The following is a 26257-nucleotide window of genomic DNA, read 5'->3' as shown; positions in this document are numbered from 1 at the left end:
CCTCATTTCTCGGTGGCGGCTGGGGACGCGGCAGTCGGTCCGCTGTGGCCGGCGGGGCCGTGGCCGGCAGGACCCGTTTCGTGGCTGGCAGGAGTCCCGGCCGCCTCGGGCGGTAGGACCACCTCGGTGTTGCCGCCGCCGTCGTACACGAGGACGCCGGTGGTGGCCTCGACGGGAACGTCGAAGATGAGCGTTCCCGACAGCTGTGTGCCCGCCGGTAGGCGGGTGCCGGGCAGGACGGACCTGTGCGGTTTCCGGGCGATCGCGCCGGGGACCTGCAGGGAGAAGCGGTCAACGGCGTACGCCAGCGGCTGATCCGCCGAGGCCCGCAGGGTGACGTCGATCGACACCCGGCGTTCCCCTTCGGCGACCGGGTCGGCGTCGGTGCCCATCCCCGGCATGGCGTGTCTGGGTCGGGCCGCCGAGGTGACCCGCTCGACGGCGACCACACCGCCGTCGGGCAGGGCGAGCCGGCCGGGTCCAGCATCCGGTGGCGGAGCCGACGCCACCGCCCAGGCCGCGCCGGCGAGCACCGCGGCCACGCCGGCCGCGACGGCGGCCAGCCGTATCAAGCGCTTCATCATCGGTTCACCGCCGTCACCGTGAGCTGGTCGACCGACAGGTCGAACGGGTACGCCAGGTCGCCGATGACCCGGATCCGGACCGTTCCGTCCGCCGCGACGGCCCGGGCGGGGGCGGCGAGGTCGACGTCCACGCGAGACTCGTCCAACCCCTGGGTGTACGTGCCGAGCGCCCGCCACGTGTTGGTCGCGACGTCGTACCACTGCAGCCGGACCCGCGTGTTGCGCATGCTCGACCGCAGCGAGGCGGACACGTTGAGCGCCGCGGCCGACCGCAGGTCGGCCGGCACCGCCACCGTCGCCGTCACGTCCGCCGTCGGACGCCCCGCCACCGGGGCGGACGCGACGACCAGGTAGCGCCCGTCATCGGCCGCGGTCTCCGCCGCGTCGCCACGAACGCTGCCGGTGGTCGCCGACCAACCGGACGGCGTGAGCACCGCGGTCCGGCCGGTCCACGGCAGGTCGTACGCGATCGCGAGGTCGGCCGACACGTTGCCGGCCGAGTCGATCGCCACCGCCCGCAGCACCCGGTCCATCGAGACCCGCACCGCAGCGGTGTAGAGCATGCCTCGGGTAGCGGTCGGCGCCGTGCCGTCCAACGTGTACCGGATGGTCGCGCCGGCCTCGGCGGTCAGCGTGACCGACGTCGGGCCTGCCAGCGCGCCGGCCCCGGGGTTGGCGGCGGGCGGTTGCGGCGGGGTGCGGTCCACAGTGTGGTAGTGGCCCACCTCGACGCTCACCTGACCGCCGTCGGCCGGCGCGGTCACCGACGACCGGGCGACGACTGCTCCGTCGGCCACCGGGCCGGTTGCCCGCCAGCCGGTGGGCACCGTCACCTCCACGCCGTACCCGGTGCCGGCCTTCACCGGGAAGGCCACCCGGCCGGCGCCATCGGTGATGGCTGTGGCCAGCACCTGACCTGCGGCGTCGAACAGCCGGACCGTGCGCTCGGCGAGGGGGTCTTCGCCGGCCTCCTGCACGCCGTCGGAGTCGTGGTCATGGAACACACCCACCGAGACCGAGCCGGGCTGCACCCATCCGCCGACGGCCGGAGTGTTACGGGCGCGGTTGACCTCGATGCCGTAGGTTCCGTCGGTGTTCACCCAGGCGACCGGCGACACCGGCGGCATCGGCACGACGTCGTACCGGCCGGGCGGCACCACGACACCGGCGGTGCCGGTCTCGTCGGTGGTCGTTCGCGCCACCTCGACGTGCTCGTCAGCGGTCAGCACGGCGACCGGCCAGTCGGCGAGGGGTGCCTCGCCGACGTCGCGCCGGCCGTCCCGGTCGGCGTCGTCGAACAGCGTGGTGGTGACCACCCCGTCGGCGAACGCACCCAGCACGACGACCTCCATCGCGCCGGCTGGCACCTCGACCGTCCCGTCCGGTGCACAGTCCACCAGGGTCACCCCGGTGGGCGTGGTGACCAGTGCCTTCGCGCACTGCCACGGCAGACCCGTGTCGGGGCGCAGCACCTGGATCCGCGCAGTGCCGCCCGCCGGGTCGACCACGCCACCGTCGTCGGCGGTCCTGGCCGACACAATGCGATCCCCTGCGGTCAACCTCACCACCAGGCCGCCGATGGTCGGCTCGCCGTCGTCCGCGGCGGCGTTGCCGTTGGCGTCGTCCACGGGCCGGACCAGCACGCCGGGCACCCGCGCGACGCCGATCGCCACGCCGGCGGGACCGGTGCCGACCGCCACCGCGGCGGGCAGCGTGCTGGTTGCGCGCCAGCCGGTACGCGGCCGCAGGCCGGCGGACCAGGCGCCGGCGGTCACGCCGGTGAAGGTCGCCGAACCGTCGGCACCGGTGGTGGCCGGTGCCAGGGTGCCGGCGCCGCCGTCCAACGTCACGGTCCAACCGGGCAGGCCGACTTCACCGGGATCGCGGACACCGTCGGCGTCCTGGTCATCGAAGACCAGGGCCTGCACGGTCGCGAGCGTCGACAGACCCACCGCCACCTCCACCCGTGCCGCGTCGCCGGACAGGTCGACGCGCCGCGTGGCGAGACCCACCACTGCCGTGCCCGTAGGGGCCTCGACCGCGACGTCGTACACGCCGGGGGCCGGCGAGAACGTCGCGCCGCCGTCGGCACCGGTGGTCGCCGCCGCGACCTCGGCACCGGCCGGAGTGAGCAGGCGCACCCGTACGCCCCGCCGGGCCGGCTCGCCCGCGTCCTGCACTCCGTCGGCGTCCGCGTCGTCGAACGCCCGCACCGCCGCGTAGCTGCGCTCCAGCGGCATCAGCGGCCAGTACGACACCGCGTACGGGTTGTCGCGCGGGGTGCGCGGGCTCGGCTGGAAACCGGCGTCGGCCTGCGGCTTGGCGTAGACGCGCGCCATGCCCCAGATCCCGTCCGGCAGGGCGAAGCTTGTCGGTGAGGACCACAGGTGGTCGCCGACGGCCGGCAGTCGCACGTGCGCGTTCACGGCCTTACCGGCACCGATGCCGCCCTGGACGCCGACGAGTTCGGTCTGCGCGTCGTACGGCTCCTGCCGCCAGAGCGCGCCATCGAGTTGGAAGCCGGTCTGCCGCGGCTTGTTGCCACCCAGCACCCGCACCCGCACCTGGTCGCTGGCGTAGGCACGGATGATCGGTGTCGCCGGGTCGCCGTAGGTGACGGAGCTGAACACGTTGGCCCAGCCGGCTGTGGTCGCACTGGTGGCCTTGCCACCGGGAACCGCGCCGAGGCGTCGGTGCAGCGGGGCGTTGGCGTAGTTCACACCCTTCTCCCCGCCGTCCTCCGTGCCGCCGGCGTGCACGTCACCACCGTCGGGCTCCGGCGGCTGCGTGCCTTCGGCGCCCCCCTCCGCGTCCGGCTTGTCCTTGATCTCCGCTCCGCTGGCCGTCCGCAGGTCCATACCGTCCTGGTAGATCAGCGCGGACTCGCGGAAGTCCTGCCGGCCCGGTACCCGGATGTCGGCGGCGGTGCCGCTGCGGATCTCCGAGCCGGTGGACGGGTCGTGGTAGGTGGCGTGTTGCGGCTCGATGACCAGGGCGCCGGCGAGGCCGTGGTGACGGTGTCCGCGGGCGTCGCCGTAGTCGACGATGTTCGTCGCGCCCAGCTCGCTGTCGGCGAACCACTCGTAGCTGACCGTCTGCCCGATTCCCACCGTCGAGTCGGGGTTGAAACCGATCGCGGCGCCGTCGGACAGTCGCACGTCGTGACGTACCAGCTGCGGGTGCATCGACACCCGGGTGCCCATCGGCGTGCCGGTACGCGGTTCGAGGATCTGCGGCACGTCACCGCCCACGCCGTTGCGGTGGTTGGCGTACTCCGGCGGAAGCGCGTTGCGCAGGTTGACCCGCACGCAGTCACCGGCGTTGGCCCGGATCACCAACGGCTCGGGCTTCTTCATTCCGGACCGCACGGCCTGCTCGTCCTGCGCGAGGACGTACATCAGCGCCTTCGGGTCGTTGTCGCCGTACTCGTTGTAGGTCACGCCGCGGTTCAGCGCGACCACGTCGAAGGTCCGCACGGGAGCGGCGGGTGGGCAGGCCACGCCGGGCCGTTGCGCGGGCGGCGGCGCCTGCCGCGACGCCGGGGCCGGGGCGGGGCCCGCCGTACCGGTGGGTTGGTTGTCGGGCAGCGCGCGCAGACCCGGGACAGGTGCCCCGTGCACCCGCATGATCCCCCACATGCCGCGCCACTGGTCGTCGATGGAGGTGCCGCCGTACAGGTAGTCACCGCGGCAGGGGGTGTCGGTGTTCTTGCAGTCGAACCCGGGCAGCTCGGCGTTGAACGCCTCCGAGATGCCGATGGTCTGGGCGTTGACCAGCGGAGAGTCGGGGTCGTCCGGCTCCTCGCGCCAGCGCAGGCCGTTCACCTGGAACAGGTGCTGCTCCTCCTGCGAGCCCTGGACGACCCGCAGCTTGACGTTGTCCCGGGCGTAGCCCTGCAGCAGTGGGGTCATCGGGTCGCCGAAGACCCAGGAGCTGAACTTGTGGGCGGGATCGACCGGCTTGCCGTCACGAGTACGTCGTTCGCTCAGCGGCGCGTTGCGGTAGTTGATCGCGAACGTGCCGGGGTCGCGGTCCGGGTACGCCTCGGGCGCGCCGGGCGCGTTGACCACGTCGTGCGAGTTGCGCGGATCGCCGCCCTTCTTCACGAGGGGTACGAAGTCCGCGATGGCGAGGCCGTACTCGCGGTAGTCGTCGTTGGCGCCCGGGCCGATCATGTCGACGCTCTCCCCGACCGCCGAGCCGACGCAGCGCGCCGCGCAAGGGATGCCGTGCGCCGGGTTGTTGATGGGCTGCTTGAACTGGCCGGTGGCCGGGTCACGCACGTCGAAGCCCTGGGGCTCGATGATGAGCGCGCCGTAGTGTCCGCGGTGCTGCACGATCGCCGGGAAGTGGTGGTCGTGGGTGAACGCCGTCCGCAGCTCGTAGTCGGCGTACCACCGCTCGTGCAGGGTCTGGCCCCGCAGCCCGCCGGAGTCGGCCGGCGGCGTCCACTCGTGGCGTTCGTCGATCCGGCAGCCGGTGCTCTGCCCGCCGAAGAAGGAGCCACTCGGTCTGCAGGTCACCTCGCCGGACGCCTGCTTGGCGGTGAGCTCCGCCTGCTCCTTCGTGAAGGCTGCCTGCTGGTAGTTCCAGCCGTTGGAGCCGCCGTCGGAGGCGGTCACGTCGAACTTGACCAGGTGGACGTGCCCACCGGCCATGTTCGTCTGCTTGATCTGCTGGAACGCGTCGCCGCCCACCCAGTTGGGCGCCATCATGGTGAGCGAGAAGTTGATGCAGTCGCCGGCGTTGGCCCGGATGAACAGCGGCTCGACCTTCTTACGGCCGGCGAGGATGTCCGGCACGTCCTTGGTCAGCACCATGACTCGGGCCTGCGGGTCGTGGTGGCCGGCCTCGTTGTAGACGAGATCGCGTTGCAGGACGGTGACGTCGTAGTCGACCTCTCGGGCGCCGTCGGGGCACGGGTCGGCGTACGGCGCACCTCGCGGCGCGGTACCGCCGTTGTTGTGCCGCGCCACGACGGCGCGCTCGACGGCGAGCTTGGCCTCTTCGATGGTCCTGCCGCCAACCAGCCGGGGTGCGGCCCGCTCTGGGGTCCCGTCGACACCGCCCTCGGTCACCGAGCCGGGCGGCTGCGGCGCGCGGAACCCGTACGTCCCGGGGATCATGCCGGGGAAGCCGGGGTTGTCCGCGGTCGGGGCAGGTGGCGTGGCGCGACCCCGCAACGGGATCAGGGGCCGGACGTTCACGCCGTCGGGCGTGGCGGTGGAGCCGTCCAGGCGGACGTCGTGCACGCGCATGATCGCCCAGTAGCCCTCGGCGAAGTGCGGGTAGAGGTGGCAGTGGAAGATCGAGTCGCCGAACGTGCCGTTCTGCGACCCGGCGCCGTAGAGCAGCTCCGCGGTGTAGGCCTCCCCCGGCCCGTAGCTCTGCGAGTCGAGGGTCGACGACGCCGGCTTGGCGCCCGGCCCGTCGCCACTGGCGCCGTTCTCGCGCGGGTCGGCCAGCCACTGGTGGGCGTGCAGGTGGAAGACGTGGGTCTCCTTCACGCCGGCCAGGCCGAAACGGATCTTGGTGGCGTCACCGGTGTAGGTGTGGAAGACGTTGGAGACGAAGCACGACTCGGGCAGGCCGCAGTCCTCGGCCTCCTTACGGTCGCCGGTGCCCTTGGGCAGCCACGGCCCCTTGCCGCTGGCCAGCTTGATGAGCGCCGGGTCGCCGTACGGCCACGACGACAGCCACGTCTCCTCGCCGATGCAGTCGGGACACGCCTTGGCCTCGCGGTCCTCCATCGGCTCCGAGCCGTAGTTGAAGCCCATGCCCACGTACGGGATCTGGTCCTGGGCGAGCTGGATGCTCTCCCGGAACGATGGCGCGCCCGGCGGGTGGATGTCGGCCTCGACGTACAGTTCGCCGCTCTGGTTCTTCGCGGCCGTGTAGGTGGAGCTGGGGTTGCCGTTTCCGGACAGGACGGCGCCGCTGCGCGGATCGGTCCACACCGAGTCCTTCGGCTCGACGGCGAGCCCGCCGTAGAGCCCGATCCCCCGGGAGCCGGCGTCGTGCTCGCCGCCGGCCGGAGTGGCCATGTCCTGGAACAGGAACAGCCCCTCCTGTGCCGGCACCCGCCAGAAGTACGTGGTGGATTGCCCGATGCCGACGGTCGGGTCGGCGTTGTTACCCACGCGTGCACCGCCGTCACCGCGGACGTCCACGACCACACCGGTGGCCTGGATGCCGACCCGCGGCGCGGCGGGCAACCCGTACACGGGGTCGGACGACAGCCGGTTGGTGAGGGTGACCCGGACGCACTCGCCTTCGTTGGCGCGCAGCACCAGGGGGCGCGGGCGCAGCCGGCGGTTGCCCGCGGGATCGTCCGCCGCGTCCTCGGCCAGCGGGCGCCACCAGTTGGTGATGGCGGCGACGTCCTGGTCGAGGGCGAAGATGCGGGCGTTGCGCAGCGTCCTGCCGAATCGGTTGAACGGCACGTCCACGGTGATCGCCGATATCGAGTAGTTGCGCTGCTGCTGACCGGCGACGCAGGGGGCGGCCTCCGCCGGGTCCGCGGCGGCCGCCGGTTGCGCGGGCACCGCGAGTAAGCCGCCGACCATCATCGTGGCCAGGGCCGGACGCGACGCGGCGCGGATCAGCCGCACCGGCCGCGGCCGCCGCCAGCGCGACAGCGCGGCCGCGGTCACCACCAGCAGCGCCGCCGCCGCCTGCAGGGGCACCTGCCGCAACGCCTCCGGCACGGACACGCCGGCGGCCCACGCCACGGGGACGGCTGCGGCGCTCGCCGTGATGAAGACCGTCCCGGCCGCAGCCAGCCCCGCCGGCACCGGGCGCGACACCCGCCACGACAGCCAGGCGGCTGCGGCGACGGCCGTGACCGCAACCGGAATGGCCACCAGCAGCCGCAGCAGCCCCGGCAGGCCACCGCCGGAAGCCTCGGGAAGGAACGCCAGTGCCAGTCCCAGCGTCACCGTCGTGACGGCCAGCGCTGCCGGCGACGGCCGATGCGAATGGACCATGATCTTCATTGGTTCTCCCCACGCATTCAGGGTTGCGACGTGGACGGTTGCGGGCGGGGCAATGGTTTTACGGCGGCGGCGTCGAGACGAGCAGCGCTGCGGCGAGAACCGTCGCGACGCCGAGGACGACTTCGAGGGAGACCACGCCGAGTAGCGCAGCTGCACTGTCGTCAACGCGGACCCGAGATCTGGCCCGCTTCAGCCGGCCGATCAGCACCCGGTGGTTGACCCCACCAGCCACGACGATGGCCACGACGAGCAGAAGCTTCATCGTGGCGGCGGCGCCCCAGGTTGTGCCGGGCAGCGACCGGAGGTCGACGTCGGCTATGAAGGGCTGAGCGAATCCGGTGACGACGGCGACCGCGACGGCCAGCACGGCGAGCCGGGAGAAGCCGGCCGCGCACGACAGCAGTACCTGGCGGTTCCGGTCTGCCGTTCCAGCGCGCAGCGCGATGGGGACCACCACGGCAAGGGCCAGCACGCCGGCGACCCAGACCCCGCCGGATGCCAAGTGCAGCAGGTCGACAAGGATTCCCAGGGCGTTGGTGACACCGGCGTGGCTGGTCATCGGCAGGCTGGCGGCCAGCACGACGGCCGGCGCCGCCCAGCTGAGCCAGCCGGCCGACGACGGGGCGGTGAGGGCGGTGGCGACCACGAACCAGAGCACGACGGCCACCGGTACGCGAATGGCCGTCCAGCTGCCGACCTGGCTCGACAGGGCCTGCCGCACGGCGTCGCCGGGTTCGTTGGTGGCGGAGGCGGCCTGAAGTTGGTCGGCGAACCGCCAGAAGGTGAGCAGTGCGGACGCCCCGACGGCGACGGCGGCGCACCGCAGAATTTGGCGGAAGCGCGTGAGTGCCGGCGGGACCTCTCGCTGAGCGGCGCCCAGCGATCGCAGGAACAGCATCGCCACTGGGAGCGCGCCAACCAGGAGCAGCGCGGACCCGAGGGTGACCGTCCGCAGCGCCAGATCGATGGGCGGCGGGCCCGTCATCGTTTGTCCCGGGTCGGTACGGGCGGGCTGCGGCGACGGGCGAGCACCGCCGCGCCGGTTCCGAGCAGCACGACGGCCAGCGCGAGGAGGATGCTGGTCGGAAAAGTTCCGCTCTCTGACGAGACCGCCACAGCCGTGTCCTGGGTGTCGGTGCCCTCGGCTGCCGCCGTGGCGGTGACGCTCGGGCTGTTGTCGGGCGCGGCGGAGGCACTGGCGGACGCGACGCAGTCGGTCTCACCGGCCACGGTGAAGGGCACCTCTCCGGAGATGGGGTGCCCGTCCTCGCTCACCGCCCGCCACCGGACGGACCACGCACCACTGGCCGGTGCCGGTCCGCCGGCCCGAAGCGTGGCTCGTACGTGCTGCTCCCGGATGGTCACCTGACCCGGCACGGTACGACCGCACCCGTCGGTGACGGTCAGCGACGCTGACAGGATGCTGCCACCGAAGACCAGCGACACGGAGGCGGGCGCCGCGCCGGTCACCGAGCCTGCCGCCGGGCTGGAGGACTTCAGCTCGCTGTGCGCGACGGCCGGGGCCGGTCTGACCACGTCGACAGCCAGGAACGCGACTATGGTCATGGCCGCGAGGAGCAGGCCCGGCACAGACCTGGCCCCGCGCACCCGTGCCACGCCCATGCGACTGTTCCCCAATGTCCTCACCCCGATCGTTCTCACGAGGAGAAGGTGCGGGGCCGACCTTGGGAAAAACTTGGGATCCTTTGTCCCGCCGTTATCGCCGTGTGCGCGTCCTTCGCGGTGTCACGCAGTTCGGCTCGGCCGTCGTCGGCCTGCTGGAGGTGAAAGCGTTCGCGGGCTGATCAGCTCGTGAGTGTCTACAGTGGCGGCTTCGTCGCGCAATACCCGGGCGGGCTGATCGGCGTCCCGCCGTTGCGCTGAATGCCAAATGAGCGAGTCGAGCGCGACGGCCACCTCGTCGGGTTGCACCCAACCTGCACTCACCTGCATGGCCAGAGCAGTCCGGAACGCCGTACCGTCAGCTCAGCGGATTCCCACGAAGAAGCGAGTCTGGTCGCTGCGGTGCAACGCGTGGTAGGCCTCAAAACGGGTGCCGTCCGGCAGCCAGGCGACGGACTCGATGCCGAGCAGCGGCGTTGAGGTCGTGATCTCGAGCAGGGCGGCGTCCTCGGGCTCGGGGAAGACGGCTTCGATCCAACGGTCGGCCCCGACCGGTTCCAATCCGTACCGGCGGCGCAGTACGTCGTACAGCGACTGGTTCTCGAGCACCGCGCGTTCCAGGCCGGGCACCAGCCGGGCCGGCAGGGCCGTGTCGACGAGCAGCCAGGGCTGACCGTCGACGCGTCGGAGTCGGCGCATCCGTACGACCGGCTCGCCCACCGGGATCTGCAGGAGTTCGGCCGCGCGCTGGTCCGCCGAGCCCAGGGCCTGACTGATCGTGTGCGTGGTGACCCGGCGTCCCGACTCGCGCAGGTCGTCGGCGGAGCCGGACACGGAGCCGACGAAGCGCAGCTCGGTCTTTTGGGGCGCGACGAAGGCGCCCCGTCCCTTGACCTTGTAGATCATCCGTTGCTGGACGAGTTCGCGCAGCGCCTCCCGCACGACCGTGCGGGAGACGCCATAGAGGTCGGTCAGCTCCGCCTCGGACGGCAACGGCTGGTCCGGGGCGATGTCGCCGGCCTCGATCTGGCCGCGCAGCTCCCGCATCAGCTGCATCCACAGCGGCTCGCTCCCGTCCCGGGTGAGCCGCCGGTAGGTCATCGTCATGGACTTCCTTCCCCGTCGATCGAGTACAGCATGCCACGGCAGAACGAGCCCTGTCATGACAGGCATTGTGGCCGGATGACGGCCCTATCGCCGGAAAGACACGGAGACGTAACCGCCGTCACTGTGACTTGGGACACGTTTGTCATCCAGCCCTAGCGGACCTGTCACTACAGGTCTGTAATGACTGCACCTCACCGCAGCCCCCCGAGCCGCGGTCAGCCGACTGAGCACGTCCACTCCCGCTCCGGCGGGTTTTCGCTCTCCCTGGAGGCCCCCACCATGCGTACCCACCCCTCATCCCGACGACGGCGCAGCGCGGTCGTGGCCGCGCTGGTCGCGGCCGTCGCGGTCACCGCGACCGGCTGCGGCTCCGGCGCGAGCGGCGGCAAGGCCAAGAGCGGCGACAAGCCGTTCATCGCGCTGAGCAACGGCTTCATCGGCAACGGCTGGCGGCAGACGATGATCGCCAAGTTCGAGGCCGCCGCCACCAAGGCGCAGAACGACGGGCTGATCAGCAAGTTCAAGGTCGTCAACGCCCCGGGCGAGAACTCGGCCACCGAGCAGGTCGCCCAGATCAAGAGCCTGCTGCTGCAGAAGCCGGACGCCCTGCTGATCGACCCGGCCTCGCCGACCGCGCTGAAGCCGGTCATCCAGCAGGCCTGCGACGCCGGCATCAAGGTCGTCGTCTTCGACTCGGCGATCGACGCCCCCTGCGCCCACGTGCTGCTCAACAGCTTCAAGGACTGGGCGACGGCCGCGGCCGAGCCGCTGGTCAAGGGCATCGGCGGCAAGGGCACCGTGATCGTCAGCCGGGGCGTGGTCGGCTCCCAGCCCGAGGCGGAGATGTACCAGACCACGCAGGACATCCTGGCCAAGAACCCGGACGTCAAGGTCGCCGCGACCGTCAACGGGATGTGCGACGGCGCCAAGGCGCAGAAGGCCGTGCTCGGCGTGCTGTCGAGCGTGCCGAAGGTCGACGGGGTCATCGGCTGCGGTGACGGTTACGGCGTCGCCCAGGCCTTCACCACGGCCAACAAGCCGGTGCCGGCGGTCACCTTCGAGACCAACGGCCGCGCGCTGAAGTACTGGCAGGACAGCAAGCTCGACAACGGCTCGGTCGCGGTCATGTCCGACCCCGGCCAGTCGGTCGCCGCGCTCTGGGAGGCGATCGACCTGCTCGACGGCAAGGACGTCCCGAAGGAGATCACCTTCCCGATCGTGCTGGTGGAGCAGAAGGACGTCGCCGCGTGGGCCGGCGTCCTGAAGCCCGACGAGTACGCCGCCTGGCCGTGGACCCAGGAGCTCTTCCGCAAGCAGGTCGAGGCCGTCAAGAGCGGTGGCGCCCCGGTGCAGCCGCCGATCCCGACAGCCGCCGGCTGACCGGACAGCAACTCAAGGAGCGCATCATGCACGTCGACAACCTGCCGGTGGGGTCGCACGCGGCCCCGCCGCAGGGCGACCGGAAGCCGTCCGCGGCGCCACCGGTCGTCACCGCGCGGCGGGTGACCAGGACGTACGGGCGCACCCGGGCCCTCACCGGCGTGGACCTCGACGTCCGCGCCGGTGAGGTGCTCGGCCTCGTCGGTCACAACGGTGCCGGCAAGAGCACGCTGATGCGCGTCCTCGCCGGCCTCGAACCGTGCGACGAGGGCACGGTCACCGTGGGCGGGCACAAGGACGTCACACCGGGCGCCGACCCGTTCCGCCCCGTCCGAATGGCCTATCAGGAAACGTCGCTCTGCCCGGACCTCACCGTCGCCGAGAACATCTGGGTCTCGTCCCGGCACTGCCTGCCCCGCGTGCGCTGGCGACGCGCGGCCAGCACGGCAGTCGCCCGCCGGCTGGACGAGATGTTCCCGGGCCACGGGGTGGCCCCGCGGGACCGGGTCGAGGACCTCTCGCTGGCCCAGCGGCAGATGGTGGAGATCGTCCGGGCGAGCCTGGTCGACCGGCTCGACCTGCTGATCCTGGACGAGCCGACCGAGTCCCTCGGCCCCGACGCCGCGCGTTCGCTCTACACGTACGTCCGGCGGCTCACCGCGCAGGGCACGGCCGTCCTGCTCATCTCGCACCGCATCCGTGAGGTGCTCTCGGTGGCCGACCGGGTCGCGGTGATGCGTGACGGCGCGGTCGTCGCGGAGCGACCCGCGGCCGGCCTCAGCGAACAGGACGTGCTCGTCCTGATGGGCGCGGAGGTGGTGGAACCCGCCGCCGCCCCCGCAGTCGCCCGGACTGCCGGCGACCGGCCGGTCGTCGCCGAACTGCGCAGCGCCACCGGCCACGGCCTGCACGACGTGTCGATCACGGTCGGCCGGGGTGAGGTCGTCGGGCTGGCCGGGCTCGCCGGCCAGGGGCAACAGCAGGTGCTCGAACGGCTGTGGCGCCCCGTCCGGCGAGACACCAGGGTCGAGGGCACCCGCGCCTATGTGCCCGGTGACCGGCAGCGCTCGGGCGTCCTGCCGCTGTGGTCCGTGGCGGAGAACCTCATCGTCACCGCCATGCGCGGCCTGTCCCGGTACGGCGTACGCCGCTCCGGGGCGGAGGACGCCACGGTCCGGGACTGGGTGGACCGGCTGGCCATCCGCGGGGGCGCGGACGCGGGCATGACCGAGCTCAGTGGCGGCAACCAGCAGAAGGTCATCGTGGCCCGGGCGTTCGCCTCCACGGCCGACCTGGTCCTGCTCGACGACCCGTTCCGCGGGGTCGACGTGCACACCAAGACCGACCTCTACAAGCTCATCCGGCAGGAGGCGGCGAGCGGCCGCAGCGTGGTCTGGTACTCGAGCGAGAACGCTGAGATGGCGCACTGCGACCGGGTCTACGTGCTGCGGGCCGGCAGGGTCGTCGCCGAACTGACCGGCGCGGAGATCTCCGAGGAACGGATCATCGCCGTCTCCTTCGCCGAATCCGAGTCCACGGGAGCACAGCGATGACGAACCTCGTCGCGACGGCCATGCCGTCCCAGGCCCTGCTGCGCCGCACGGGACCCGCCATGGTCAGCGCGGTCGCCATGGTGGCCATGATCGCGGTCTGCGCGTCGTTGCAGTCCGACGTGCTGACCGTGCCCGGGCTCGCGTTGATCCTCTCGGCCACCGTGCCGCTGGTCATCGCGGCCCAGGCCCAGATGGTGCTCATGGCCGCGGGCGACATCGACCTCGGCATCGGCAACTTCGTCGGCCTGGTCACCGTCGTCACCGCCACGAAGCTGGTCTCCTCCCCCGGCACCGGCACGCTGCTACTGCTCGGTCTCGTCGCGGCGTACGCGGTGCTCGGCGCGCTGATCCACCTGCGCCGGGTGCCGTCGCTGATCGCCACCCTCGGCGCCTCGTTCGTGTGGCTGGGTCTGGGATTGTTCGTCCTGCCCACCCCGGGCGGCGGCACCCCGCAGTGGCTGGCGGCGTTCGGCTCCTGGCAGCCGGGCGGCTTCCCCGCCCCGCTGCTGCCGATCCTCGTCGTCACGGCGCTGGTCTGGCTGTTGTCCGCCCGCAGCTCCGTCGGGGTGCGGGTCCGCGCGCTGGGCAGCAACCCGGTCGCGCTGCAACGGTCCGGCCTGCGGCCGCTTGCCGCGCGCGTGATCGCGTACGCCGTGGCCGGGGCGCTCGGCGTGCTCTCCGGCCTCGTGCTCGCCTCGCAGACCGGCGGCGGCGACGTCTCGTCTGCCACCAGCTACACGCTGATCACGGTAGCCGCGGTGATCCTCGGCGGGGGGTCGTTCGCCGGCGGCACCGCCGTGCCGTGGGGCGTCGCCATCGGCGGCATCACCCTCGGCCTGGTCAGTGTCGTCCTCAGCCTGCTCGACGTGCCGTCGAACATGCAGTCGGCCGTACAGGGCGTGATCGTGCTGGCCGTACTCGCCGGCCGCGTCGTGGTCGGAAAGGTGTTCCGATGACCCTCCGTACACTCACCCGCCCGTGGATCTGGGGCTTCGTCGCCGCCGCGCTGGTCTGGGCCACCATCCTGGCCATCTCCAGCCAGGGCGGCGGGCAGACGGTCTCGCTCGCGCTGTCCCTGGCCCCGTACCTGGTCATCGTCGGCCTGGGCCAGATGCTGGTGATCACCGCCGGGCCGGGCAACATCGACGTGTCGGTGGCGCCGGTCATCTCCCTGGCCGGGTTCGTCGCGGTGCAGGTGACCACGACGACCGGATCGGTGCCGGCCGGCATCCTGGCCGGCATCGGAACCGGGCTGGCCGTGGCCTTGGTCAGCACGGTGGCGATCCTCGGGCTGTCCGTCCCGCCGATCATCGCCACCCTGGCCGCCGGGCTGATCGCCTCGTCGCTGACCCTGTCGCTCGCCGACGGCTTCACCGCGGTGCCCGACGACGGGCTGCGCAGGCTGCTCAACCTGCGGCCGGCCGGCGTACCCGTGCTCGCCGTCGCGGTGGCCGCGCTCACCGCGCTGGTCGTGGCCCTGCTCCGCCGCACCACCTACGGTCGCTCGCTGCTCGCGGTCGGGCAGAGCCGGCCGGCCGCGGAACGGGCGGGCATCCCGGTCAGCCGGATCATCGCCACCACCTACCTGGCCAGTGGCGCCCTGGCCGGACTGGCCGGCGCGCTGCTCGCCGCCTACATCGCGCCGTCGCCCGACCTGGGCACGCGCTACCTGCTCGACTCGGTCGCCGTCGTCGTCATCGGCGGCACGCTCATCTCGGGCGGTCGGGCCGTGCCGGTCGGCATCTGGGGCAGTGCGCTCTTCTTCATCCTGCTCGACGGCCTCGTCAACCTCGTGGGCTGGAGCACCGCCGCGCAGAACCTGCTCAAGGGCGGCCTGGTGCTGTTCGTCCTCTTCCTCGCCGGCGGCGGAACGCTGCGCAACGCCGGCGCGACCACTCGACCCCGTCGACGGCCGCGACCCGCGGCCGCGACCACCACTGGAACTGACACAGGAGAGAACACCAATGGCTGACACCGACGGTCTGCTCGACGCCCGCGACTTCGGCGGGGCCGCCGCCACCACAGCCGGCTTCCACGTCAAGGGAGCCCACGCCCAGGACTGGGGCCTGCAGAACCGGCTGTCCCGGATCTTCCGACCCGACAACGGCCGTACCGTGATGCTGGCCTTCGACCACGGCTACTTCCTCGGGCCGATGGCCGGCCTGGAGCGGATCGACACCAACATCGCCCCCCTCGTGCCGGACGCCGACGCGATCATGATGACCCGTGGCGCGCTGCGCACCAGCATCCCGCCGCACAGCAGCGCCGGGATCGTGCTGCGGGCCAGCGGCGGCCCGAGCGTGCTGAAGGACCTCTCGGACGAGCACATCGCCCTGGACGTCGAGGACGCGCTCCGGCTCAACGCCGCGGCGCTGGCGATCCAGGTGTTCATCGGCGGCGAGCACGAGTCCCGGTCGGTGGCGAACCTCGCCGCCCTGGTGGACGCCGGACAGCGGCACGGCATCGCCGTGCTGGGGGTGACCGCCGTGGGCAAGGACATGGTCCGCGACGCCCGCTACTTCCGGCTCGCCACCCGGATCAGCGCCGAGATGGGCGCCCACATCGTCAAGACGTACTACGTCAACGAGGGCTTCGAGACGGTGACCGCCAGCTGCCCGGTGCCGATCATCGTGGCCGGCGGCAAGAAGCTGCCCGAGCTCGACGCGCTGACCATGGCGTACCGGGCGATGCAGGAGGGCGCCGCGGGCGTCGACATGGGCCGCAACATCTTCCAGAGCGAGTACCCGGCCGCGATGCTGGCCGCAGTCCGCGCCGTGGTGCACGACGACGCCAAGCCCGAGGACGCCTACGAGCTCTTCCGGGAGCGGTCGGCCAGTTCCGCGTCCTGATCATCGCCAGGGGTGCGGGTCGTCCACCCGGCCCGCACCCCGCATCTCCGGGAGCTCCTCATGTCACACCCACCGACCGGCGCCGATGACCTCGTCGACCTCGTGATCATCGGCGCCGGCATCAACGGCCTCGCCATCGCCCGAGACGCCGCCGGCCGGGGCCTGAGCGTCGTCGTGGTCGACCGCGGGGACGTCGGCGCCGGCACCACCGCCACCTCCAGCCGGCTGATCCACGGCGGCCTGAAGTACCTCGAGCGCTACGACTTCACCCTGGTGCACGAGTCGATCCGGGAACGGCACCTGCTGTTCCGCACCGCGCCGCACCTGGTGCACGACTACCCCATGCTGATCCCGTTCTACGCCGGGGACAGCCGGCCGGGACCGCTGATCCGCCTCGGCCTGGCCGCGTTCGACGTCCTGGCCGCGCGCCGCGGACGCGGACCCAGCCGGAGCCTGTCCGCCCGGGCGATCGCCCGACGCTGGCCCCACCTCTCCCGCAGTGGCCTGCGCGGCGGCGTGCTCTTCAACGACGCCCAGGTGCCATGGGCCGAGCGGCTCTGCGTCGAGCTGCTGATCGACGCCGAGCGGCTGGGCGCACGGGTGCTGACCTACACGACGGTGACCGGCCTGCTCGTGACGGACGGACGGGTGCACGGGGTCCGGACCCGGGACAACCAGTCGGGGCGGGAAGGGGAGATCCGGGGCCGCCTCACGATCAACGCGGCCGGGCCGTGGATCGACCGGATCCTCGACGGCCAGGTCGAGAGCGGACGCCTCAACGGCGGCACCAAGGGCAGCCACATCATCATCGACCCGTTCCCGGGCGCCCCGGACACCTGCATCTTCTTCGAGGCCGCCACCGACCAGCGACCGATCTTCATCTTCCCGTGGGAGGGCCGGTACGTCCTCGGCAGCACCGACCTCACCTACGAGGGGGACCTGGACGAGGTCGTCGCCAGCGACGCCGAGATCGACTACCTGCTCACCGAGGCCAACCGGTTGTTCCCCCAGGCCGGCCTCACCCCGGACGACGTGCTGTACAGCGTCGCCGGAATCCGTCCGCTGCCGTACACGGCCGGCGTGGCGGACAACGCCAAGATCAGTCGTGGGCACACGGTGCTCAACCACGCACCCACGTACGAGGGGCTGCTCACGATCATCGGCGGCAAGCTGACCACCCACCGCGCCCTCGCCGAGGACGCCACCGACGAGTCGCTGAAGGTGCTCGGCCGGCCGCGGCAACGATGCACCACCCGTACCCGGCCGCTGCCCGGCGCCGACACCCCGGACTGGTACGCCTTCCGCGCGGACTTCCCGCGCTCGGCCACCCCATTCACCCCGGCGCAGTCCGCCCGGCTACTGGACATCTACGGCGTCCGCGCCCGCCGGGTGCTCGAACTCGCCCTATCCGACCCGGCACTGGCCGAAGTCGTCGACGAGCGGACCGGGGCCGTCGCCGCCGAGGTGGTCATGGCCTTCCGCGAGGAGCGGGCCGTGACCTTGGCCGACGTGCTGCTGCGCCGTACGCTGGTCGGCCTCGGCCCGGACATGGCGGTGTCGACGGCCGTGACCTGCGCGGACGTCGCCGTACGGCAGCTCGGCTGGGACACCGAACGGGCCGACGCCGAGGTGGCCGCCTACCGGGCGGAGCTGCGGCGCTTCCGCCCGCGCGGCCTGAACCTCGCCCCGGCGACCGGAACGAACGACAGGAGGACGTCGTGACGATTCCGCACACCTGCTACCTCGGGGTCGACGTCGGACTCACCGCCACCAAGGTGGCCGCCTTCGACGTCGTGGGCAATGAGCTGGCCGTCGTGCATGCGCGCACTCCGCGTACCAGCGTCACCGCCCACCGCCACGACGTCGACATGACCGCGCTGGCGGACACGGTGCTGTCGCTGCTGGCGGAGGTCGGCGGCAAGCTGGCCGTCGAGGGGTACGCCCCGGCGGGCATCGGCGTGGCCGCACACGGTAACGGCATCTACCCGGTCGACGGGTCCCTGCGCCCGATCGGGCCGGCCATCGCCTCGTCGGACAGCCGGGCACAGCACATCGTCCAGGCGATCCCGCCGGAGGGAGCCCGCCGGCTGGCCCTGGAGACGGGCTCGATCCCGTGGGCCGCCCAGCCCGCCGTCCTGCTGCGCTGGCTGCGGGACGCCGAGCCGGCGACGTACGCCGCCGCCCGCTGGGTGCTGTCCTGCAAAGACTGGGTCACCGCGCAGCTCACCGGTGTCGCCAGCGCGGACTACAGCGACGCCAGCGCCTTCGGCCTGGTCGGGCTCGACACCCGGGCATACACGCCGACTGCGCTCGAACTGGTCGGGCTGCCCGCCTCCGACCTGGACCGGTTCCCGCCGCTGCGCCGGTCCGACGAGGTGGTCGGCGGACTGAGCGCCGCAACCGCGGCCCGCACCGGGCTGCCCGAAGGTCTGCCCGTCATCGCCGGATGCATGGACTGCGTGGCCGCCACACTCGGCGCCGGGGGACGGGAACTCGGGGACGGGACGATCATCGTCGGCACCTGGGCGATCAACGGGGTCGTGGTGCCCGCGCGCACCCCCGCCCCGGAGGTCACACTCAGCGCGTTCATGCCCGATCCGGCCACAATGCTGGCCATGGAGGTGGCCCCCACGTCGGCGGCCAACCTCGAGTGGCTCGCCTGCGCCGGGGTGCCCCACCAGCAGACCGGCGGCGTCGCCGCGCCGGAACTGCTGCACGAGGCAGCTGCGGTGCCGCCGGGCGCCGACGGCCTGCTGTTCCTGCCCTTCGTCAACGGCTCGCCCGAGCACCCGTCGGCGTCCGGCACCTTCCTCGGCATCTCCAGCAACCACCGCCGGGGCCACCTCACCCGGGCGGTCATCGAGGGCGTGGCCCAGTACCACCGGGTGCAGCTCGACCGGGTGCTGGCCAGCGGCGCGGACGTCGGTGATCGGCCCTGGCGGCTGGCCGGTGGCGGCGCGCGGTCGACAGTGTGGGCGCAGATCTTCGCCGACGTGCTCGGCCGCCCGGTCCGGCGGCAGCTCACCAGCGAACTCGGCGCCCGGGGCGTCGCCTCCCTGCTGCCCGGCGCCCTCGGCCACGACGTGCCCCCGTGGACCGTCAACGACGAGAACGACCTGTGCGTGCACCCGGGGCCGGACCGCGTCGCCTATCTGGAGCACGCCCAGGTGTTCGATCGCTGTCTTGCTGGGATGTCCTCCGTGTGGTCGGAGGTCGAGCGCTACCGCAACCCTGGTAGGCGCGTCTGACTTTGTGGTCTGGTGACATCCGGGAGACTGGAGGACCGTTCTCCCGGATGTGGCAAGGGTGAGCAGCTGCGGCGGATCGTCTTGGACGATTTGTGGGCCGAGATCCCACCGCTGCTGCTGCCCGACCGCCCGCCTGTACCGTTGGTGATGGACCTCGACGACCGGGTCGCGTCGTTCCGGTTCCTGATCCGCGACCGGGACACCAAGTTCGCCACGTCCTTCGACGAGGTGTTCGTCGCCGAAGGCATCGACGTGGTCAAGACGCCTCCACGAACTCCGCAGGCGAACTGTTACGCGGAGCGGTTCATCCGAAGTGTCCGGCAGGAGTGTACGGACCGGGTCCTGATCTACAACGAGCGTCACGCCCGCACGGTCCTCGACCAATACGCGGCGCACTTCAACGAGCATCGTCCACATCAGCGCCTTGCCCAATGCCCACCGAACCACGATCCGGCCGCCGTCCCGATCGACACCCCGATACGGCGACGACGAATCCTCGGCGGCGTGATCAACGAGTACCAGCGAGCAGCCTGACCTGATCAACAAAGCTCCAGGTCAAGGGCCTGCATCCAATTTTGGCACGGTACAGGGTTCGCTCGGACGCCACGTCCCGGTGCCACTCGACCCATGAGCGTCCCGGCGGATACCAGCAGGTCCGGGCAATGGATTCATCGGATTAATTCTTCGAGTTGCCCTGGAAGCGAAGCAAGTCCGATGAGGTACCGGCGTGTCCTCGCCAGTTCGCCGACGTCCGATCACCATGCGAGCACCAACGGTCCCCGCCTGCGCGGATACGGCATACGTCGACGGCCTCGGTTACCTCCACTGACCCGGTGAGGATGGCTTCGACGGCCTGAGTTGGCCCAACCATGTCGGCTACAACTGGCCCCACCGGGAAGACGATCGGAACTGCCTTCAACACGGTGAGTCACCGCAGAGAAGCGGTTGTGAGGCTTGGTGGCCATCATCGTGTGCGACCCTCGCCCACGTGATGAGCGCCGAGTACGCGACGTCGACGTGGGGAGCGTCGACCCGGTACCAAATCAGGTCAGGGAGTCGAGCAGGGCGGTCAGGGCCTGCTGCTCGGTGGCTTGGTCGGGGTGGCGGGCGCGTACCGCCTTGAGAGCCGTGTCGATGCGGCCGTCGAGGAATTGCCAGGCGGTCGGGTCCTTGGGCTCGAGGGTAGACTGGTCGTCGTCCCAGGCGGTCTCCAGGTCAGTGATCCGTTTGGTCGCGCCGGCCTGGTCGCCGGCGCGGACCTTGTCGAGGGTGTCCTGGGTGATGCTACGGAACTTGGCGATCTCCGACGGTGGGAAGTGTCGGGTGGCCTGCCCCGGGGCGAGTGAGACCGTGGACGCGGGTACGGGCGCCTCCTCCTCCGCCTCCTCCGTGCTGGTGCTCGCGTGTGGTTGGGCGGCCGCCCAGCCGAGCAGCAGCGCGGTGGCGAGCGCGACGACGGCGAAGTAGCCGAGCATGACGTGTTCCCTGCGCGGACGGGTGGTGACGGTCGGGGTGTGCGACGCGTCGTACTCCTCGATGACATCCTTCTGCGTGACGGTCAGGTAGATCACGATGGCCAGGATTGCGGCCAGGAAGATCACGCTTGTCGTCGCCGTACCGAGACCAAGTCCGCCGTCGGCGCTCGGAGATGCCAGCCAGTCGCCCAGGTTCGCGCCCAGCGGCCGGGTCAGGATGAAGGCCAGCCAGAACGACAGCACCGGGTTGGCCCCCAGGCGCCACCCGATGAAGATCAAGCCGATCAGCCCGGCGGGCAGCAGCACCGCGGTGCCCGGACGCCACCCGGTCAGCTCGATCGTCCAGTCGCCGATTGCGGTGCCCAGCGCGAAGGTGACCAGAACAGCGAGCCAGTAGAACGCCTCCCGGCGCCGGGTGACGATACTGTGGATCGACAGGGTCCGTTCCCGGGCGTACCAGACACCGAACACCACGGCGAGGATCGCCGCGAACACGCTCGTGCTCAGCGCGAGCGGGACCTGCAGCTCGTCGGTGAGGAGGTCGGTATACAGCGTGCCCGTGACGCTGAGCACCACGACCGTCAGCCAGTAGACCGGTGGCCGGTACCGGTCCAGCCGCAGCTGCCAGACCAAGACCGCGGCCAGGACAACGGTGAAGATCACCGAGGTGGCTTTCAGGCCGATGCCGAGCTCGAAGTTGATCCAGTCCGCGAAGCTCTCACCCACCGTGGTGCACAGGACCTTGATGATCCAGAACCAGATGATGACCTCAGGGACCTTGTTCTGCAGCGTCCCCTCGGGCGCGCGCCCCGCCTTGGCCGTCCGTGATCTATCCATAATGGGTCAATTTATCTCAGACCTGGCAGCCGTAGTGGCTAAACCAAGCGGTGAGAGCCTGTCGGTTTCCTCCGAGGAGCGGGGGTCCGGGCGGTGTCGTTGCTTGATCGTATCCTTGCCGCATCGGCTGCGCCGGTCGTCGGCGAGCAAGAAGGTTCGGGGCAGCCACCATCCGTTATACGCCAGGTCAGCGGCGTCACGGGCGTCGTTCTTCACCCGCCGCTAGGCGAACCCTTTCACCCCCAACGGATGCGCCAAATGCACCCGGGCACCGGCCGCGGTCAGCACATCCACCGCCCCAGTACCAGCCATAGGTGGCCTCCAGGACCACCTCCGGGTCCGGACCGGCCTTCGCGATCTCCAACCCCAGCGCGACCGGGTCGTTGTCGATCCGCACCGTCGCGAGCTTCTCGCCTGTCTCCGTCATCCGCACGATCACCGACCTGCGCCGATGCAGATCGATACCCACGATCTGCGGCCGTCGTACTCTGCCTGCATCAGGGGCCTCCTTCGTCGTGAGACGTGAGCACCCCGAGCATCCCGCCCGGGACCTTCGAGGAGCGAGGCCCCGCTCCTTCATGCCATCAAGGCGTAGGCAGCAGGGAGGTCTCCAACTTGTTGGAATGGTGGCGGAGAGCAGGGTCTGCAGCCATGATCTCCGAGGTTGTGGTCGGGGCCGCGCAGGCCACCGGACGGCGGGTGCTGCTGGTCGGCGACGGCGTCAACGACGCACCCGCCCTCACCGCCGCCGACCTCGGCGTCGCCATGGGCCGAGGCGGCTCCGACCTCGCCCTGCACAGCGCCGACACGGTCCTCGTCCGCGACCACCTGTCCACCACCGCCATCGCCCTGCAGATCTCTTTGCAGGCCCGAAACCGGTCCGCACATATAGGACGAGGTCGATGAAATCCTCAAGCAACGAGGTCGGCAGCGTCGCGGACCGCGCAGTAGCGGAAGGAACGGCCGTCGCGTTGCCGGCTGACCGCCCCTTTGTCGAACAGGCGGGTCAGGGTGGTCACGACCGCGGTGTGCGACAGTTTCGCCGCAGGGGTGCATCCAGTCTCGGACCTCGCCTGGGCTCAGCCGGGCAGCCTCGCCGGTCAGTACGGTGAGCACCTCGGCTTCAAGCTGGCCAGGGCGTCGCCTCCGGCCTTCGGCTGGTTCGCCGTCGGTCGCGGACGGGTGGAACGCTCATTGGCCCTCACCTTACAGGTTGGCTGCGGTACCGTGATCTCGAGCTGCATTGCGGCCGTAACGGACGTGACGTGTCCGGACGGAGTCTTATGTTCGATCATTTCGTGTGGTCGGTGCTTGTGGTCCCGCCATTGCTTGTGGTTGCGGCACGCTTGACGGCGGACCGGCTTGAGCCATCGATAGCCGCCGCGTCTCTGGCCTGGTCGGCCGCGGTGACGGGCGTGGCGAGCATAGTCAACTTGACAGTGTTCGCCCTTAAGGCGATCGCGGAGATACCCGCGGTGGGTCGGGCCTTTGGCTGGTCGGCTGAGGTGGTCGCGAAGGACACCAAGCACGTCCTATGGGTGTCATGGACGAGCCTCCTGCTAGTGGCGATAGCGGCGGTGGCGGCGATCGAGCGGCGGCAGCGGCGCCACCAATGGACGTTGCAGCTCGGCCGGGATCTGTCCACCGAGGGGCGGGTCGTGATGGTGACCGAGCCGAAGGCCCTCGCATTTACCGTCCCGGGTGAGCCCGGTCGCATCGTCGTGACCACCGGCATGCGCCAGTTACTCAACGAGCGCCAGTTCGCGGCGCTACTCGCGCACGAGCACGCGCACCTGACCGGTGGGCATCACCGATTCGTCCGGATGGCTGGACTGGCCGCGGTGTCGCACCCGGTGCTGCGATGGGTGTCGCGGTACGTCGACTACCTGGTGGAGCGGGCCGCCGACGAGAAGGCCGCAGATGACGTTGGCAGTCGCCGGACCGTCGCGCAGGCAATCGGGGCAATTGCCCTCTCCACGTCGAGCCGGCCGGCCCCATACGGCCTGAACGCCGTGTCGTCCGGCGGGGCGATGCCCCGGCGGGTAGCCCACCTCCTGCATCCCCGCCGCGCGATCCGGTGGCCGGCGCTGCGTGCCCTGCCGGTGGTGTTTGCGCTGGCGTCGGTCGTGTGGACTGCTGAGGCGATCTACGACCTGATGGAGCTGCTTGCCGAAGCACGCCGCAAGCGGTAGGGACTCTTCGATCGGTCATGCCAGCATCGGGCGACGGCGACGAGGTGGGAGCCTGCGGAGTTGACACGTTAGGCGCGGCGAGGGCGAACAGGCGTTCTTAATCTCATCTCATCGCTGTACTGACGTTGCACCCGAAGGTGCGCGCGCCTCTCTTACCGTCAGTCTCGTCGACGACCGGCGATACCACGCTCGGATCGCTTCGCCGGTTGACGATCGCCTTGCGTGAGTCGTTGCGGACGGCGTCGGCGTCGCACACCGCCGGGTTTGAGCAGCCGCCGCCAGGGCGTCCGGCCGGACCGATCGATGTGGCGGGGCGGACTCGTGCGGATGTGGCGTTGCTGCCCTAGCTTGCGCCGAGCGCGGTCGTGCGCGTCCCTCTGGCGGTAGACGAGCCGCGAGGGGCCATCGCGACCGATGGGTGAGCGGTCGCGGTGGCGGGGAGGCCGGTGGCCGGCGCCCCGTCGTGGGGCGCCGGCCATCGGTGGTGGTGTGCTCAGCTGTTCCAGTAGGTCGCGACGAGTCCCGTGGACTGCCGTTCCCACTGGGCGTAGGCGTCGGGGTAGGCCGAGACCTGCACGGTCTGGGCGGCCTCGGTCAGCGGCATGTGCTTCCAGCCGTCGACCTGGCGCAGGCCCTTGAGGAACGCCCTGGTGCTGTAAGAGGGGTTGGTGACCTGCGCCGGGGTGCCCCAGCCGCTGGAGGGACGCTGCTGGAAGAGGCCCAGCGAGTCGTGGTCGTTGCGGGAACCCAGGTGCCCCAGGTTCTGCAGCTTGGACTCCTGCATCGCGGTGGCGACCGCGATCACCGCCGCGCGCTGACCCATTCCCGACTTCTTCGTCGTGGTGATGATCGCCTTGGCGTTACGTGTCTGCGTCTTGTTCAGATGGATACGCGACTGCGGGCCGTGCGCACGAGATGCCACCGACATCGATGTGCCCGTTTGCGTCACAGCGGCCATCTTTGACTCGGCCGGGCTGGCCTGAGCCTCGCTTACCGGACCGGCGATAACGCCACCGGCAACGGCAAGACCAGCGATACCGAGAATGCCCTTGCGAATGATCGTGTTCATGAGAATGCTCCAATACGGGGGTTGGCGACGTATCCGATGAGGGTCGGAAACGCGCAAGCACCACGACTGGGCGCTCAATTACTACGGACAATCGCTTCCGGCGGCCGAGCGTGAAGTGGAAGCTCGCGCCGTCGAAGACATGTCCAAGGACCACCGGCTGGCCGCCATTCCCGGGCCGGGTCCGGGGCGCGTCCACCTGCTTAGCAACGAACTCGAACAGCCATGTGATCGTCGACCTGTCTACAACGACGCCCGCCCGGCCGCCATTCCGTCACCTACGTGGCGCCGGTCACTTTGCCACACAACCGAAACGCCCCACGCCTGCCGCATGAACCCGGACAATCGTTCTCGGGACATAAAGTCAGCAACCTGGCAGGATTACCATAGCTACACCACGCAAAACCCCACTTTGGCACCAAACACCCCAAATTTGAAACAATTGAGACACGGAGGGTTTGCACAACGGCACCCCGAGCGGGCGGGCGTGTTGCTGACCGTGGCGGTGTGTGATGGGTGGTGGCGGTCGGTGCTCCGGGCGGGTTAGCCGGGCGGCACCGGTACCACGCCACCGGTGGTCGGCTGGTAACCATCGCCCCGCCACCGGAGGTCGACGAGCACGGTGCCGCGCCGCCCTGTGGGCGAACCTGCCCGGCATCCTCACCCCATCGTGTAGAGGCGGAAAGCAAACAATGGCTCGGCGAGGTCGCCGCCCTCCAGGAAACGCTTCATCACATCGAGCGCAAACGCGAACAGCTGAAGCAGTAGCAGCTACCGCCCGAGGACGCATCCCACTTCACTGCGGGCGGCCGCAGACGCGGCCGGCGCCCAAGCGGCGAACAGATCGCGGAAGTACGCCTGGTGCTTGTCGAGCAGAGAAGGCATCTGAGCGATGACATCCAGCTCGTTGACGATGCTCAAATCGATCAACGGAGTCAGCTGGTCGGAGCGGACAATCCTTGTCTGCCCGGTGAAGCGGTCGTAGACCGCCCCGGTGGTCGCGAGCTGCCGCCACGAACGCTTCCGGTCGCACGCGCCATACAAGTACACCAAGGCCTCGGCGTCGGCCCCGATGAGGTCACGCAGCTGGCCCCGGTCGGTCCAATCGAGCAACGCCACATCGAAACCATCGGTGCCGTAGACCGCGTGCGCCAGACCCGCTGATTGCACATCCGGCTCCTGGCCCAACTCGGCAAGGCGTTGCTGCACACGACACAGATGGGCGTAGAGGGTGCCGCCGGGATGCTCGATGTTCTCGGCTCCACGGTCGCATAGCCAAGCCCTCACATCGACATCAGTGCTCATGGTTCCGACCCTAAGGGACGTCTCGTAACCCCGGCGTCTGTCC

The 26257-nt window shown here is 70.7% G+C and carries 20 protein-coding genes; 10 read left to right on the top strand and 10 right to left on the bottom strand.

The window, feature by feature from the left end; translation table 11 throughout:
* Positions 1-2: 2 nt before the first annotated feature.
* From AB0K07_RS10965 to AB0K07_RS10945, 5 genes are all read right to left on the bottom strand, one after another.
* Positions 3-584: a hypothetical protein gene (locus AB0K07_RS10965; RefSeq protein ID WP_363753322.1), complete on the bottom strand. Its 582-nt coding sequence runs from the start codon at positions 582-584 to the stop codon at positions 3-5.
* The gene (locus AB0K07_RS10960) at positions 581-7579 is read right to left on the bottom strand and encodes an SdrD B-like domain-containing protein (RefSeq protein WP_363753318.1); all 6999 of its coding nucleotides are present in this window, start codon (positions 7577-7579) and stop codon (positions 581-583) included. Before AB0K07_RS10960 ends, AB0K07_RS10965 begins: the two co-directional genes overlap by 4 nt.
* Before the next feature lie 58 nt (positions 7580-7637).
* Positions 7638-8564, bottom strand: a complete 927-nt coding sequence (locus AB0K07_RS10955; RefSeq protein WP_363753315.1) for a CopD family protein — start codon at positions 8562-8564, stop codon at positions 7638-7640.
* Positions 8561-9145 (bottom strand): copper resistance CopC family protein, encoded by a 585-nt coding sequence (locus AB0K07_RS10950; RefSeq protein WP_363753312.1) that lies wholly within the window; start codon positions 9143-9145, stop codon positions 8561-8563. Before AB0K07_RS10950 ends, AB0K07_RS10955 begins: the two co-directional genes overlap by 4 nt.
* Before the next feature lie 420 nt (positions 9146-9565).
* Positions 9566-10309: a GntR family transcriptional regulator gene (locus tag AB0K07_RS10945; protein WP_363753309.1), complete on the bottom strand. Its 744-nt coding sequence runs from the start codon at positions 10307-10309 to the stop codon at positions 9566-9568.
* 279 nt (positions 10310-10588) lie between these two features.
* On the opposite strand from AB0K07_RS10945, the gene AB0K07_RS10940 reads away from it, so the two are divergent.
* The 8 genes from AB0K07_RS10940 to AB0K07_RS10905 all read left to right on the top strand — a co-directional run bounded on the left by AB0K07_RS10940 (position 10589) and on the right by AB0K07_RS10905 (position 19873).
* Positions 10589-11689: an ABC transporter substrate-binding protein gene (locus tag AB0K07_RS10940; RefSeq protein WP_363753306.1), complete on the top strand. Its 1101-nt coding sequence runs from the start codon at positions 10589-10591 to the stop codon at positions 11687-11689.
* Positions 11690-11715: 26 nt separating this feature from the next.
* Complete coding sequence (locus tag AB0K07_RS10935; RefSeq protein ID WP_363753303.1) at positions 11716-13242, top strand: sugar ABC transporter ATP-binding protein; 1527 nt, start codon at positions 11716-11718, stop codon at positions 13240-13242.
* Complete coding sequence (locus AB0K07_RS10930) at positions 13239-14198, top strand: ABC transporter permease (protein ID WP_363753300.1); 960 nt, start codon at positions 13239-13241, stop codon at positions 14196-14198. The genes AB0K07_RS10935 and AB0K07_RS10930 overlap by 4 nt, the downstream gene beginning before the upstream one ends.
* Positions 14195-15214 (top strand): ABC transporter permease, encoded by a 1020-nt coding sequence (locus tag AB0K07_RS10925; protein WP_363753297.1) that lies wholly within the window; start codon positions 14195-14197, stop codon positions 15212-15214. Before AB0K07_RS10930 ends, AB0K07_RS10925 begins: the two co-directional genes overlap by 4 nt.
* Entirely contained in the window at positions 15207-16091 is an 885-nt protein-coding gene (gene lsrF / locus AB0K07_RS10920) for a 3-hydroxy-5-phosphonooxypentane-2,4-dione thiolase (protein ID WP_363753294.1), read from the top strand. The genes AB0K07_RS10925 and lsrF overlap by 8 nt, the downstream gene beginning before the upstream one ends.
* Positions 16092-16151: 60 nt before the next feature.
* A complete protein-coding gene (locus AB0K07_RS10915; RefSeq protein ID WP_363753291.1) occupies positions 16152-17813 on the top strand; it encodes a glycerol-3-phosphate dehydrogenase/oxidase in 1662 nt (553 codons plus the stop codon).
* Positions 17810-19339 (top strand): FGGY-family carbohydrate kinase, encoded by a 1530-nt coding sequence (locus AB0K07_RS10910; RefSeq protein WP_363753288.1) that lies wholly within the window; start codon positions 17810-17812, stop codon positions 19337-19339. Before AB0K07_RS10915 ends, AB0K07_RS10910 begins: the two co-directional genes overlap by 4 nt.
* A gap of 147 nt (positions 19340-19486) precedes the next feature.
* Positions 19487-19873, top strand: coding sequence for an integrase core domain-containing protein (locus tag AB0K07_RS10905; RefSeq protein WP_363753285.1), 387 nt, complete (start codon positions 19487-19489; stop codon positions 19871-19873).
* A 509-nt stretch (positions 19874-20382) separates the two neighbouring features.
* Here the strand turns inward: AB0K07_RS10905 and AB0K07_RS10900 are convergent.
* Positions 20383-21651 carry a hypothetical protein gene (locus AB0K07_RS10900; protein WP_363753282.1) on the bottom strand — a complete coding sequence of 423 codons (1269 nt, stop codon included), beginning with the start codon at positions 21649-21651 and terminating at the stop codon, positions 20383-20385.
* A gap of 196 nt (positions 21652-21847) precedes the next feature.
* Positions 21848-22120: a hypothetical protein gene (locus tag AB0K07_RS10895; protein WP_363753279.1), complete on the bottom strand. Its 273-nt coding sequence runs from the start codon at positions 22118-22120 to the stop codon at positions 21848-21850.
* A 182-nt stretch (positions 22121-22302) separates the two neighbouring features.
* Between AB0K07_RS10895 and AB0K07_RS10890 the strand changes: the two genes are divergently transcribed.
* Complete coding sequence (locus AB0K07_RS10890) at positions 22303-22557, top strand: HAD hydrolase family protein (protein ID WP_363753276.1); 255 nt, start codon at positions 22303-22305, stop codon at positions 22555-22557.
* Between the two features lie 5 nt (positions 22558-22562).
* Here the strand turns inward: AB0K07_RS10890 and AB0K07_RS10885 are convergent, their stop codons facing one another.
* Positions 22563-22670 (bottom strand): BlaI/MecI/CopY family transcriptional regulator, encoded by a 108-nt coding sequence (locus AB0K07_RS10885; RefSeq protein WP_363753273.1) that lies wholly within the window; start codon positions 22668-22670, stop codon positions 22563-22565.
* Positions 22671-22934: 264 nt separating this feature from the next.
* Between AB0K07_RS10885 and AB0K07_RS10880 the strand changes: the two genes are divergently transcribed.
* Entirely contained in the window at positions 22935-23843 is a 909-nt protein-coding gene (locus AB0K07_RS10880) for a M56 family metallopeptidase (RefSeq protein WP_363753270.1), read from the top strand.
* A 493-nt stretch (positions 23844-24336) separates the two neighbouring features.
* On the opposite strand, the gene AB0K07_RS10875 is transcribed toward AB0K07_RS10880, so the two are convergent.
* Together AB0K07_RS10875 and AB0K07_RS10870 are read right to left on the bottom strand one after the other, a co-directional pair.
* On the bottom strand, positions 24337-24912 hold the full coding sequence (locus AB0K07_RS10875; RefSeq protein ID WP_363753267.1) for a hypothetical protein: 576 nt from the start codon (positions 24910-24912) through the stop codon (positions 24337-24339).
* A 768-nt stretch (positions 24913-25680) separates the two neighbouring features.
* Positions 25681-26214, bottom strand: a complete 534-nt coding sequence (locus AB0K07_RS10870; RefSeq protein ID WP_363753264.1) for a DUF6817 domain-containing protein — start codon at positions 26212-26214, stop codon at positions 25681-25683.
* Positions 26215-26257: the final 43 nt, after the last annotated feature.

The sequence above is a fragment of the Micromonospora sp. NPDC049301 genome, assembly GCF_040678715.1.
Lineage (GTDB): Bacteria > Actinomycetota > Actinomycetes > Mycobacteriales > Micromonosporaceae > Micromonospora.
The sequence above is the reverse complement of the archived record's forward strand: the minus strand, read 5'-3'. Positions and strand labels throughout refer to the sequence as shown.